The organism is Rhodospirillaceae bacterium (assembly GCA_018660465.1).
Classification (GTDB): Bacteria; Pseudomonadota; Alphaproteobacteria; order Rhodospirillales; family JABJKH01; genus JABJKH01.
On the sequence record JABJKH010000088.1, the window covers coordinates 58,096 to 71,252 of the forward strand.

General features: G+C 49.6%; 12 protein-coding genes and 1 pseudogene. 8 read left to right on the plus strand and 5 right to left on the minus strand.

Annotated elements, in window-relative coordinates; all coding sequences use genetic code 11:
* Positions 1 to 63 precede the first annotated feature (63 nt).
* Together HOM51_14080 and HOM51_14085 are read left to right on the plus strand one after the other, a co-directional pair.
* Positions 64 to 1,131 carry a hypothetical protein gene (locus HOM51_14080; protein MBT5035637.1) on the plus strand — a complete coding sequence of 356 codons (1,068 nt, stop codon included), beginning with the start codon at positions 64 to 66 and terminating at the stop codon, positions 1,129 to 1,131.
* A gap of 375 nt (positions 1,132 to 1,506) precedes the next feature.
* Complete coding sequence (locus tag HOM51_14085) at positions 1,507 to 2,397, plus strand: transporter substrate-binding domain-containing protein (GenBank protein ID MBT5035638.1); 891 nt, start codon at positions 1,507 to 1,509, stop codon at positions 2,395 to 2,397.
* A gap of 10 nt (positions 2,398 to 2,407) precedes the next feature.
* Here HOM51_14085 and HOM51_14090 read toward each other — a convergent pair whose 3' ends face one another.
* A complete protein-coding gene (locus HOM51_14090; protein MBT5035639.1) occupies positions 2,408 to 3,391 on the minus strand; it encodes an aldo/keto reductase in 984 nt (327 codons plus the stop codon).
* A 126-nt stretch (positions 3,392 to 3,517) separates the two neighbouring features.
* On the opposite strand from HOM51_14090, the gene HOM51_14095 reads away from it, so the two are divergent.
* Both HOM51_14095 and HOM51_14100 read left to right on the plus strand, forming a co-directional pair.
* Complete coding sequence (locus tag HOM51_14095) at positions 3,518 to 3,688, plus strand: hypothetical protein (GenBank protein ID MBT5035640.1); 171 nt, start codon at positions 3,518 to 3,520, stop codon at positions 3,686 to 3,688.
* A 114-nt stretch (positions 3,689 to 3,802) separates the two neighbouring features.
* Positions 3,803 to 5,386: a lysine--tRNA ligase gene (locus HOM51_14100; GenBank protein MBT5035641.1), complete on the plus strand. Its 1,584-nt coding sequence runs from the start codon at positions 3,803 to 3,805 to the stop codon at positions 5,384 to 5,386.
* A gap of 12 nt (positions 5,387 to 5,398) precedes the next feature.
* On the opposite strand, the gene HOM51_14105 is transcribed toward HOM51_14100, so the two are convergent.
* On the minus strand, positions 5,399 to 6,031 hold the full coding sequence (locus HOM51_14105; GenBank protein MBT5035642.1) for a helix-turn-helix transcriptional regulator: 633 nt from the start codon (positions 6,029 to 6,031) through the stop codon (positions 5,399 to 5,401).
* A 158-nt stretch (positions 6,032 to 6,189) separates the two neighbouring features.
* A complete protein-coding gene (gene scpA, locus HOM51_14110; protein MBT5035643.1) occupies positions 6,190 to 8,340 on the minus strand; it encodes a methylmalonyl-CoA mutase in 2,151 nt (716 codons plus the stop codon).
* A 278-nt stretch (positions 8,341 to 8,618) separates the two neighbouring features.
* Between scpA and HOM51_14115 the strand changes: the two genes are divergently transcribed.
* Positions 8,619 to 9,041 (plus strand): global cell cycle regulator GcrA-like protein, encoded by a 423-nt coding sequence (locus tag HOM51_14115; protein ID MBT5035644.1) that lies wholly within the window; start codon positions 8,619 to 8,621, stop codon positions 9,039 to 9,041.
* Positions 9,042 to 9,116: 75 nt separating this feature from the next.
* On the opposite strand, the gene HOM51_14120 is transcribed toward HOM51_14115, so the two are convergent.
* Entirely contained in the window at positions 9,117 to 9,572 is a 456-nt protein-coding gene (locus tag HOM51_14120; GenBank protein MBT5035645.1) for a hypothetical protein, read from the minus strand.
* A gap of 197 nt (positions 9,573 to 9,769) precedes the next feature.
* Between HOM51_14120 and HOM51_14125 the strand changes: the two genes are divergently transcribed.
* A complete protein-coding gene (locus HOM51_14125) occupies positions 9,770 to 10,228 on the plus strand; it encodes a YtoQ family protein (GenBank protein MBT5035646.1) in 459 nt (152 codons plus the stop codon).
* A gap of 11 nt (positions 10,229 to 10,239) precedes the next feature.
* A complete protein-coding gene (locus HOM51_14130; GenBank protein ID MBT5035647.1) occupies positions 10,240 to 10,746 on the plus strand; it encodes a hypothetical protein in 507 nt (168 codons plus the stop codon).
* On the opposite strand, the gene HOM51_14135 is transcribed toward HOM51_14130, so the two are convergent.
* The gene (locus HOM51_14135) at positions 10,732 to 12,792 is read right to left on the minus strand and encodes a PAS domain S-box protein (protein MBT5035648.1); all 2,061 of its coding nucleotides are present in this window, start codon (positions 12,790 to 12,792) and stop codon (positions 10,732 to 10,734) included. The two genes, HOM51_14130 and HOM51_14135, sit on opposite strands and share 15 nt — an antisense overlap.
* Before the next feature lie 104 nt (positions 12,793 to 12,896).
* Here HOM51_14135 and HOM51_14140 point away from each other — a divergent pair.
* Positions 12,897 to 13,079, plus strand: a pseudogene (locus HOM51_14140) (dienelactone hydrolase family protein).
* The last annotated feature ends 78 nt before the right edge of the window (positions 13,080 to 13,157 follow it).

Sequence of the window (13,157 nt, forward strand, 5' to 3'; positions counted from 1 at the left end):
TTTGAGAATCCCGCGAATTAGTCTCCCTCCATCAATAAATTTTCGACAGGTGGGATGGATTTTATGAGTACTAAATATAGCGTGATGATCATGGGGGCGTCTTATGGGTCCCTGTTGGCAACTAAATTAATTCTTGCGGGCCATTCGGTAAAATTAGTGTGCTTGCCGGATGAGGCAGCCTTGTTTAATTCCGACGGCGCACGGGTTCGCATGCCGGTCAAAGGCCGGGATGAATTGGTTGAGATCGATTCACGGAATGCAGAAGGTGATCTGTCTGCTGCGACGCCGGATCAGGTTAATCCGTCGGACTATGATTTGATCGCGTTGGCGATGCAGGAACCTCAATATCGCTCGCCGGGCGTGCGTGAATTGTTGGATGCTGTAGCTAAATCCAAAGTGCCCTGCATGTCGATCATGAACATGCCACCAAAACCTTACTTGGCACGAATTCCGGGCGTTGATGTCTCCACACTGACCGGGTGCTATACAGACGACACAGTCTGGGACAGTTTTGAGCCTGGTTTGTTGACCCTGTGTAGTCCTGATCCACAAGCGTTCCGCCCACCGGAAGAGCCAACAAATATTCTGCAAGTCGCGCTGCCGACTAATTTTAAAGTTGCCCGATTTGATTCCGATGAGCACACCGCCATGCTGCGTCAGATGCAGGCGGATATCGAAGCCATCAAGTTTGACTCCGGCGACGGCGAAATTGAATTGCCAGTGAAGTTGAAGGTCCATGACTCAATTTTTGTGCCGCTGGCAAAATGGAGCATGTTATTGGCTGGTAATTACCGTTGCATCCAAGAGGACGAAATGCGTCCGATCAAGGAAGCCGTTCACAGCGACCTTGAACTCTCTCGTTCGGTTTACAATTGGGTGGGTGAGTTGTGTCAGTCCCTAGGTGCCGATCCCGCTGATATGGTTCCGTTCGAAAAGTATGCGAACGCCGCGAATGGATTGGCCAAGCCTTCATCCGCAGCACGGGCCTTAGCTGGCGGCGCGCCCAATATTGAACGCGTCGATTGTCTGGTGAAAACTCTGGCCGCCCAGAAGGGCATGCAAAATGATTCCGTAGACCAAACGGTGGCGCTGGTTGAATCATGGCTGGCGCGCAACCGGAAGGCCGCTTAGAAACGAACCGGGTTGTCGGCATAGCTGTGGGGAAGCCGACAACCCGAGTTCACTTAATTTTCGCATACACTCAATTTTTTGTTTTTTTCTTGTCGATTGAATCTAAATTTTGCAATTAAAAATATAGTTAAACATTAACAAAAATAAATTAATTTTCTAATGAGCGCTAAATGGAGATTAATCTTGTTGCAAGGATTTTTAACAGATTTGTGATCCGTATTTCCTTGTAGAACTTTTAAACCAACCCATATGTTTTAGGTTGATATGTGCTAAAGAAAAACTCCACATGTGAATTTTCGAATGATTTGATTAAAGCTTGGATATAGTCTCCAACTAATAATTTTTGTAACGTTAAGCTAGTATCGGGAGAAGTGAATGAGGCGGTTAGGAAAATTCGCCGTTTTTATTATTCTATTCATGCAATTTCATATTGTGGCCTTCGCAGAAGAGGGGATGGCGTACATTCACAATGCACCAGAATCGGCAGCCGATAAGAGATATGAATATCACTGGAAAATTCTCCGAACGGCGCTGGAAAGGACAAAATCAAATTATGGAAAATACAGTTTAACGCCCTCAATTCCTATGAGCGAAAATCGGCAGGCGATCGAATTAATAAAAGCGACGGGAATTATAACCGTCATGCATCTAGGCACATCCATGGAGTTCGAGAGAAAACTTGTTCCTATCCGCATTCCCGTTGATAAAAATCTTTCTGGATACATGGTCTATTTGATCAGAAAAGAAAATCAATCCAAGTTTAGTGCTGTTAAGAATCTTGACGATTTAAGAAAATTTACAGTGGGTCAAGGTGCCGGTTGGCTCGACGTGCAAATTCTAAAACATAATGGTTTTAATGTGGTGACGGGGTCGAATTATGACGGCTTGTTTAAGATGCTGCTGGCGAAACGATTTAATGCATTTCAAAGATCGGCTGTCGAAATAATAGCTGAATTTGACCAGCGTAAGGGTTCGATGCCGAATTTGCATATAGAGAAAGATATTCTATTTTATTATCCTTTACCGATGTACTTCTGGTTTTCAAATACAAGGAAGGGGCAGAGGCTCGCGGACCGGGCGCAAGAGGGCATGATGTCGATGATCGAAGACGGGACCTATGACAAAATTTTTATGAAGTATCATAAACCGGCGATTGACCGGCTTGGATTAAAAAACCGGACAATTTTTAAAGTAGAGAACCCACTGCTAAGTCCAGAAACGCCCTTTAAAGATAAACGCCTGTGGTATGATCCTTTGAAAAATTAAATTAATTTTACTACCCGTGAAGCCGTTTCATCAAATCTTCCCGCCCGGCGGGAAAGTCAACCCCAACGCCCTTAAGGTGATGAAACAAGTCGTGAATTTTTGCGACGTCCGAGTCGGGTAGTGGTGGCCTCAGGATGGACGCTAGGTTGGTTTCTAAATGTTCTGGCGACCCTGTTCCGAACAAGATTACGTCTGCGCCAGGATCATGACGGACATATCGATACGCGGCATCCATAATACTTTCGGCGCCGTCTTCATGGACGAGAAAATCGAGTGGCTTATCCGTAGCGCCTAGACTGTCAGGCAATTCACCGGCCTCGATTAATTTTTTGATATCCGCAGCCAATCGACCCGGGACACTGAAAATACTTCGAACCGCGAACATAATCGTGGTGCCGACGTTTAGCGCTTGGGTTTTTGGAAAGACTGCCGTGCGGGCATTTTGGTTCATCATATTGAAGGCTAACATTACCACGTCGAACAAATCGTCATCCAAAGATTTGCCAAGTAGGTCGTGGTCGTGATCGTCATAGGCCAACTCGGAAATCCCGAGAAAGCGAACCTTGCCTGAGTCGCGCACCTTTTCCAAAGCGGGCATTAGATTATCGCGCACGTGCTCGTGATATTTGGTTGCAACCCCGTGCAGATAAAAAATATCAACATAATCGGTGTTCATTTCAGCAAGAGATTTGTCGATGGCAGCGGTAATTTCCTCAGGCGTAAACACATGCCCCTTGCCGATAACATGATGTTTGGTTGAAACAATAACCGACGTCCGGTCCAACTCCTTGATCGCTTTGCCAACAATGGCCTCCGTGCCATAGGAAGCAGCGGTATCAAGAAAATTGACGCCGAGGTCCAAGGCTTGGCGCACCAGACGCACGGAGTGCGCTTCGCTTTTATCCTGTCCTTGACCGAGTCTGCTGCCGCCGCCGCAACCAAGTCCCGCGACGCTGACTTTCAGGCCGGTTCTGCCGAGTGTTGTAAATTCCATTAAGCTCCTCCGTTTGGTTCGCAAGCTTCCCCACTTCCGCGCTGCTGTCAACGGAGGATTGGGTATTCTGAGAGGTCGGTTGACGTTCCTCGCTCTCCGCCTTACGTTCCCGGCGCATCCAGTGGTATGAATCTAACAGATGATACCCATACGACGGTTTTCCGAGACCCCCGGCGAGGCGCGTGGTTCGCCGTGATGCTTATGCATCACAAGGGCCGCGCAACGACGTCCGGTGGTCTCGGAAAACCGCCCGCAGGGTCAGGTTTCCTGCTTTCTCGGGGTGTCAGGCATGCTTGACGATGCGATAGCATCGCCTGCACAAGCCTTCCTACCGAGAAAACAGGAACCCTGATCGTATGGGTGCCATATGTTAGATTTATACCACTAGGACTTTGAACTGTTAGAAATATCATGAGCCAAGACCGCGAATACGCCCTCCAATCCAACGCCTGGCCCTTTGCCGAGGCGCGCAGCATTCTTAAGCAACTTGGCGACAAGGTGCCAGAGAAAGGGTATGTGCTGTTTCAGACAGGGTATGGGCCATCTGGATTGCCACATATCGGGACCTTTGGGGAAGTCGCACGAACGTCGATGGTCCGTAAAGCTTTTGAGACCCTGAGCGATATCCCAACACGTCTGTTCGCCTTCTCGGACGATATGGATGGGTTGCGCAAAGTGCCTGATAATGTTCCGAACAAGGAAATGCTGGCCGAGCATCTGGAAAAGCCGTTGACGCAAGTTCCCGACCCGTTCGGCACCCACGAAAGTTTTGGCCATCACAACAATGCCCGACTTCGGTCCTTCTTGGACGCGTTCGGTTTCGACTATGAATTTAAAAGTGCGACCGACTGTTATACGTCTGGTGAATTCGACGCGACCTTGATGAAGGTGCTGGAACGCTTTGATGCGGTGATCAATGTCATCCTGCCGACCCTCGGTGCGGAACGCCAAGCGACCTACAGTCCGTTCTTGCCGGTCTGTCCAAAGACCGGGCGGGTGTTGCAGGTTCCTGTTGTCGAACGAGACGTAGCCGCAGGCACGATTGTTTATCAGGACGAAGACGGGTCTCGTGTTGAGACACCAGTGACTGGCGGCCGTTGTAAGCTGCAATGGAAGGCAGACTGGGCGATGCGCTGGACGGCGCTAGATGTCGACTATGAAATGTCAGGCAAGGACTTGATCGACTCGGTTCGATTGTCCGGAAAAATTTGCCGGATCATAGAAGGCAAGCCGCCGGTCGGTTTTACCTACGAATTATTCTTGGATGAAAACGCAGAAAAGATTTCGAAGTCGAGAGGCAACGGATTGTCGGTCGAAGAATGGCTCCGCTATGCACCGCCGGAAAGCCTGTCGATGTTCATGTATCAAAAGCCGAGGGCTGCAAAGCGATTGTATTTCGATGTTATTCCCCGGAACGTTGATGATTATCTGACCCATTTAGAAAAGTTTCCGAGCCTGGAAGATGACAAGAAGTTGGACAGTCCCGCGTGGCATATTCATTCAGGTCATCCGCCGCACGAGGATTCTCACCTGAGCTTTAATGTCCTGCTTAATCTAGCGAATGTGTGCCATTCGGAAGACAAATCGGTGCTGTGGCACTTTATCTCCCGCTACCGCCCAGACGCGACGCCGGAGAGTGCTCCGATCTTGGATAATCTCGTAGAGTACGCGATCAACTATTACCGGGATTTCGTAAAGCCGGCGAAGCAATATCGCGCGGCTTCCGATGTTGAAAAGAAGGCGTTGGAAGATTTGGCGAAGACATTAACAGGTTTGGATAAAGATGCCGACGCGTCCGCGATCCAAACCGAAGTGTACCAAATCGGAAAGAACCATCCTTTCGAAGATTTGAAGTCTTGGTTTAAGGCGCTCTATGAAATTCTGCTGGGACAAAGCCAGGGGCCTCGCATGGGCTCCTTCATCGCGCTTTACGGGGTTCAGGAAAGTATTGACCTGATCAATCGTGCAGTCGCGGGTGAAGATCTAAGCACATAGTTTTATTGGGTCCTATTGGCTCGCCCAAATAATACGGGCAATCCAATCGACGTCTTCGACCGAGATGCTACGGTCTTCATGCTCAGGATTGAAGGATGTCAACTCGATTTTTAGGGCGGAGCTTCGAAGAAGCTGTTTTGCCATAATTTCACCGTCGGTTGTCTTGACCACCACCCGGTCGCCGCGTCGCGTGTTGGCCTCTGGTGAAATGATGACGATGTCGCCGTCACGGTAGGCGGGTTCCATGCTACTACCGGTTATTTCCAACGCATAGGCGTGCGCATCGGCCAAGCCCGGAAAGCGAATTTCATCCCACGATCCGCCGACCGGATAGCCGGCATCATCGAAGTAGCCGGACACTCCTGCCTGTGCGAAGCCGAGGAGGGGAATATTTTTGTATGTGCCGCCGTCGCCACCATCACCTACGTAAGAGACAAATTCGCCCAGTGTCGCGCTGGTGGCCTCTAAAATCTTGGCGATGCTTTCTGTGCTCGGCCAGCGCTGCTTGTTGTCGCGCGTGACACGTTTGCTTCTGTTAAATGTTGTCGGATCCAGACCTGCGCGGCGCGCAAGGCCTGACGCGGAGAGGCCATTCTCTCGCGCTAAGCGGTCGATTGCATTCCAAATATCTGCGTGACGAAGCATGGGAACATTATCCCATAGAGCCTACCAATTTGCACGAAGAACTTCGAGTGATTAAAAAAATACGTGCCATAATTTCATTAAATAACAAGTTTAATAGATTGTTTTTATTCATTAAAAATAATATTAACCTAAAAAAAGTTAATAATAAATTTTCGCACTTACGCGGACTTGCGGTGCCGACGAATGGTTTCAAGAATTTCCAGTGCGGCCGTCGGAATATGCGTTCCTGGACCATAGATGGCGGAGACTCCGGCCTCATAAAGGAAGGCAAAATCTTGTTCTGGTATAACGCCGCCACAGACAACGAAAATATTATCCGCGTCCAGTTCGTTCAGGGTCCGAATGAGTTCCGGCACCAGGGTCTTATGACCGCCAGCGTGGGTCGACACCCCAACCAAGTGGACGTCATTTTCAATCGCCTGTTTGGCGGCTTCGCCCGGGGTTTGGAATAAGGGAGAGATATCCACATCAAAGCCAATATCGGCGAATGAGGTGGCGATCACCTTGGCACCACGGTCGTGACCGTCTTGCCCCATCTTGGCGACCAGCATACGGGGGCGGCGGCCTTCTTCGTGGGCAAATTTTTCCAACTGGGTTTTGATGGCCTCGAAGTCTGCATCTCCCATATAGGCTGCTCCATATATACCTGAGACGGACCGAACTTCCGCATGATAGCGGGTATAGACTTCGGCCAAGGTTTCTGAAATTTCGCCACCTGTTGCCCGCGCCCGAGTGGCGTCGATTGCCAGTGCCAATAAATTCCCACTCTCGGACGCTGCCGCTTGTTTGAGAGCATCCAGGGATTTCTTGCAGGCGGCTTCATCGCGGGTTGTCCTAATTTTCTTTAGGCGTGCAATTTGGCTTTCTCGAACGGCTGTGTTGTCAACTTCAAGGACATCGATATTGGTTTGCTCGGTTGGTTCATACTTGTTGACACCGACAACGACTTCTTCACCACGATCGATCCGCGCTTGGCGACGGGCGGCTGCTTCTTCGATGCGCTGCTTCGGCATGCCGATTTCGTTAGCGCGGGTCATCCCACCCAAGGCTTCCACTTCGGCGATCAATTTACGGGCTTCCGCCACCATGGACTGGGTCAGGCTTTCGACGTAGTAGCTGCCGCCCAACGGATCAATGACTTGGGGGATGCCGGTTTCTTCGGCGATAATCAGCTGTGTGTTACGCGCGATTCGGGCTGAGAATTTTGACGGTAGAGCCAGGGCTTCGTCGAACGAATTCGTGTGGAGACTTTGCGTCCCCCCCAACACTGCGGCCATGGCTTCAATCGTGGTGCGAACGACATTGTTATAAGGGTCCTTGGCTGTAAGTGAGACGCCGGATGTCTGACAATGTGTTCGAAGCGTCAACGAGCGGGGGTCCTTGGGCTCAAACTCCTGCATCAATTCTGCCCACAAAAACCGCGCCGCGCGGAGCTTGGCGATCTCCATAAAAAAGTTCATGCCGACGTTAAAAAAGAAACTTAGGCGCGGCGCAAAGTCATCGATATCAAGTCCGCGATCTGTCGCCCGACGTACGTATTCCACCCCATCAGCCAACGTGAAGGCCAATTCCTGAACCAGGGTCGCGCCCGCTTCCTGCATGTGATAGCCGGAAATCGAAATTGAATTGAACTTCGGCATGTGCTCTGCCGTGTATTCGATAATATCAGCGACAATCCGCATGCTCGGGTCTGGGGGGTAGATATAAGTGTTGCGGACCATAAATTCCTTCAGGATGTCGTTCTGAATGGTGCCCGATAGTTGATCCTGCCGGGCCCCTTGCTCTTCGCCGGCAACAATAAATCCAGCCAGTACCGGCAGCACCGCCCCGTTCATGGTCATCGATACGCTCATTTGATCAAGCGGGATTCCGTCGAACAGAATTTTCATGTCTTCGACGGAATCAATTGCAACCCCAGCCATGCCGACATCGCCAATCACCCGGGGATGGTCAGAATCATATCCCCGGTGGGTCGCCAAATCGAATGCGACAGAAAGCCCCTTTTGTCCGGCAGCTAAATTATCCCGGTAAAAGGCATTTGAATCTTCTGCTGTAGAAAATCCTGCGTATTGTCGGATCGTCCAGGCACGCCCTGTATACATCGTCGCCCTGGGTCCACGCACAAAGGGCGCGAAGCCGGGCAGCGTGTCGGCGTATTCCAGATCTTCCAAATCACGGGCCGTGTAAAGCGACTTGATGGAAATCCCCTCGGGTGTTTCCACAGCAAGGTCTTCGGGCGCTTTACCTTTTAGTTCAGTTTTGGCCGCGTCATTCCAATCGGAAAGGCCTTTTTTAGGGTAATCCGTCACCGCTTTTTCCTCGTTTTCACCTGAAGACAGTATATGCCCCGAGCCGACGGATAAGAAAACAAACTTATTGCAAAGCCAAAACCTTGTGGATTTATCCCCAGAATTCTCCAAGTTATACACAATATATTGTGCTGTAGGTTGCAGAAATTGGCAGAATATAGTAGAACCCCCTAGATCATGTGTGTTTATGTAAATTACAACATAGAGGGAGGGTCTTACGCGGATCGTCACTAACTTTCCAGATTGGAAGACGATTTGGCGCAGATTTAAGGGGCAAAATGCTAGAAGACAATTCAGAACAAAAAGAAGTTCCAGAAGCAACGAAGGTGCAGCCGGAATGGACGGCCGTACGCGTTGCAGCGCTAATTGCGCTGTGGAACGAAGGGTTGCCGACCAGTGAGATTGGGCGACGTTTGGACGTGACCAAAAACTCAGTCGTTGGAAAAGTTCATCGGCTCGGTCTGACAAAGCGGGAATCACCAATCCAGAAAAAGGTGGTGGAGAAAAAACCAATTGCAAAAGTGGTGAGGCTGGAAAGCCTGAACGCCGGCATGTGCAGTTGGCCCGATGGCGAGCCTGGCGAAGAGGACTTTCGGTTCTGTGGCGAGCCCATCGTGGAAGGCAAACCGTATTGCCTGCATCACTGCGAAAGGGCGTACGTCAAACCGTCCAAGGAACGCAGGGGATCAGCCGCAGCATAGGCTGAATGGCTTTCAAAATGAGTCGAGATTAAAGGGCGGGGCAACCCGCCCTTCGTCGTTCAGCCCAAGATATTATCAAGAGGAAAAAGTTAAGCTGCCATCTTGTTCCATTTGCTGCGCGGTTTTTAGCAAGCGAGAAACAGCCGCCTCCAATTGGCCAGCAGGGATACCATTTTGGAACTTATAGGCCATGTCCTCCGCATGCATTTTGCGCGAACGCTCCGACATGTTGCTATAGAATTTTTTTAGCAGCGCTTCATCATCTTCGCCGTATTTCAGCAAGATCAAAATATCGTCTTCGTCCACGGACGGGATAAATTTTTGGATGCCGACGTCATCGGCGGACTTCATGCGTGAAACGAGGTCGCTTGCTTGACCCGCGCTCTCTTTGCCCAAGCTGCCGCCAGGGACGAGGACACGCGTTACTTCCATCAGCAACGATTTCAAATCATCAAGACCAACAGAGATCGTCTGCTCACCAAACGAAATTTCAAAGGTGTTGTTCGAAGATTTGGTAACGGCAATTTTCATCGGCCCAGTATGCTCCCTCAGCAACCCTCAATTTAGCCCATAGGCTGGCATAGCCCAATAACGATGACAAGTCCTCCCTCAATCTACGTCCCGCTCTGGTTATATCCCAGTTATACCCAAGATATATTTAGACTTGCGTAAGGGGCTGCATAACGCGTAAGCCAAAGACTAATTCAGATTTCGAATAGGAGAAAATCATGGCTGAGCAAAACTGGAACGTCTATCTGTCAGGTGAGATTCATTCAGACTGGCGCGAACAAATTCAAACAGGCGTAAAGAGTAAAGGCCTGCCGGTCACTTTGCTGGCACCTGTGACCCATCATGAGTCCAGCGACGATTGCGGCGTGACGATCTTGGGCGACGAAGACCAAGCCTTTTGGAAAGATCACAAGGGTGCCAAGGTCAACGCCATCCGCACCCGCACCCTGATCGAACGCTCAGATGTGGTCGTGGTTCGCTTCGGCGATAAGTACCGCCAATGGAACGCTGCGTTTGACGCAGGCTATGCTGCTGCTTTAGGAAAACCCGTCATCACGCTGCACGACGAAGCCCTGACCCATGCCCTTAAGGAGGTCGACGGCGCAGCCCTGGCCGTGGCGCAAACGCCTGATCAGGTGGTCAAGATGCTTGACTATGCGATTAATGGGGCGCTGTAGGGAACCAGACCATGCACGACAAAGATTATCTATTATCTCTATTGGACTACGGCGCTTGGGCGAATGAGGAATTCTTTAATACGATTAGGGAATTGCCTGCTGATGAGGTGACCAAGCAGCGGGAGTCGCTGATGAACAGCATTCTCAAATCTGTGAACCATCTGTTGGTGATCGATAAGGTCTGGATGGCGCACATGAAGGGCGAAAAGCATACGTTTGAGAATTTGCAGACGGTTCTTCACGAAGACCTAGACGATCTTTGGGCTGACAAGAAGCAGATGGATCAGGAAATTCGGGACTATGTTTCAGGGCTCAGCGCGGACAAATTGGAAGAGGTTGTTTCCTACGAACTCATCGGTGGAAATACAGGAAGCCTGCCGCGCTATATGATTATCACCCACTTGGTCATGCACGGTGGTTTTCATCGAGGATTTATAGGCGACATGTTTGGCCAAGTCCCGGTGCGGCCTGCGGGGCAAGATATTCCGGTGTGGGAGCGGGCTTTAAGACAAGCTTAATTGCGTGTTCGTTTGTTCAGGCTGGGCGCTGATCAACCGCTCGGCTGGGAAACAAACGGTGGCGATGGACCCCTTCTTGAGTTCGCTCTCAAGTTTAAATGATCCGCCATGGGTTTCCACTAGCTGCTTCACCAGAGGCAACCCTAGACCTGTCCCTTCATATTTGCGGGCCAAGGAAGAGTCGGCTTGCCCAAAAAGTTCAAATGCCTTCTCAATTCCTTCCTTTGTCATGCCAACCCCATTATCAGTTACGACAAAATATATCTCGTAATCTTGATTAAGATAGCCTCGCACAGAGACCTCTCCGCCCTCAGGTGTAAATTTAATCGCGTTCGAAATTAGATTGAGGAAAATTTGCTTAAGTCTGCGTTCGTCTATTTTAATCGCGACTAAGTTCTCATCGATATCGGATGATATTTGGACGCCGCCTGAATCAGCCCGCGCTTGCAACAACCTAACAGTCTCATTTACCAATGGTGCGATTATTACGTCATTTTCATTTAATTCGAGTTTGCCAGCCTCAATGGCCGATATATCAAGGATGTCATTAATCAGTTCCAAAAGGTGCTCGCCGCTATCATGAATATGGCCAACATATTCACCTTGTTTGGGGGACAATGTCTGTTCTGGATGATTCCCAAGAAGTTCACTGAAGCCAATGATGGCATTCAATGGCGTTCGCAGTTCATGGCTCATATTCGCCATGAACTCTGACTTTACATGACTAGAGGTTTCTGCTTCCAGTTTGGCCGTGGTGAGTTGCTGTTCGGATTTCTTGCGGTTATCAATGTTTTCACGAACAGAACACACAGCGGGCTCACCATCCCAATTAATGATGAGGGAATGCCGCATGATCCAAAATTCGACACCTTGCTTGGTAATGCATTTAACTTCGTTTTGTTCTGGAATGGGTTCACCCAGGAGACGCTTCTCATGGTTGTCAGGAAACTCTGAATAGTAGCTTGGGCTAAGCAACGTTTTCGTTGATTCGAGCGCAAGTATTTCATCCGGCGAGACGTAGCCATACATATCCGCGAGCGCCTGATTGGCATAGAGGGGAACCCGGTGACGATGCACTAAGATGCCCTGGTGGACACTGTCGATAAGAGTGTGAAACCGGAGCTCGCTCTCATATCGCGCCGTGTCCACCCGCTTGCGGGTTTCAACTTCGGCGGCGAGATATAACGAAAAAATGGCAACCGCAGCCAGGAACAAAAGCATTTTAAAGAATGTAATTTGCACATTCTCCGAAACGAATGGCCCGTGCCCAATGACGCCTCCCCAAATAGCAAAAACTGTGATGATAAGAAGCGCAAAAGATGTGCCGTGGATAGTAAAGCGGAGCGCCGCCCATACGGTTGTAAAAAATACAAAGTAGAAGAATGCTTCATCAATTGGAATTTTGGTGCCGTGGGTATAACCAAAAAAATCTGTAAGGGATGCAATGCTTGTGAAGGATATGCCGATGATCAGTGCGATTAGTTCGGCAATTCGTTTGCCGGTCCAATTCTCCTGGCTCCAACCTTTTATGGTGAGCAATGTCGGCGCAACAATCAGGACGCCCATGGCATCGCCCATCCACCATGTTAGCCAAACAGTGCCGCCAGCCTCTAAAGAAATAATATCTGATAAAATTAATCCGGCCACTCCGTTGGTTGCGCTCACCAACGTGGTTAGAATGACCGGCACCAATATAAACCAGAAGACGTCAGTTAAACGTGTTAGGGAATGGTCGAAAGACGTATAGCGCCTTAGAAAATACACGGCGATGAGAGCGGGCAGCGGATTTCCGATGGCAAAGGTAATTGCCGCCCCCGATCCTAGACCGGCAAAAAATGCACCAATTGCAATTCCCGGCCACGCCTTGTAACCCATATAGACGACTGCCGCGAAAGCTATTCCAGTTGGTGGCCAAATTAAGGTGACGTTCCCGCCGGAATTCTCTAGCGCCGCCAACAGTCCAATTTTTGCAAACAAATAATAGGTGCCCGCCAACGCGGCAGTTTGGACAATAAAGAGGACATTTTGTTTGGCGATCTTATTCATAAACTATTTTTCTTCTTAAACTAATTTCAGCGGTAATTTGTTATAACTTCATATCGTGGCGCTCTAATTTAGACTATATGAGTCATAAAAGGGGAGAAAACGTTATGGATCGTTTGAAAGCGAGTGACTTCGACCAAGAAGTCCTGGACCTGTTCGATAAGTATGTCCATGGGATCATCGAGAGACGAGAGTTTCTCGATAAAGCCGCAAAATTTGCTGTTGGCGGAGTTACAGCCGCCGGGTTGTTAGCAAGCTTATCGCCGAATTACGCGCTGGCGAAAGAAGTATGAAGTGGTCCTGAAAATCCGGACAGTGGTCTAAGGTGTATCCCCAACCTGAAAGAGGGATACGAGATGGCAAAACGA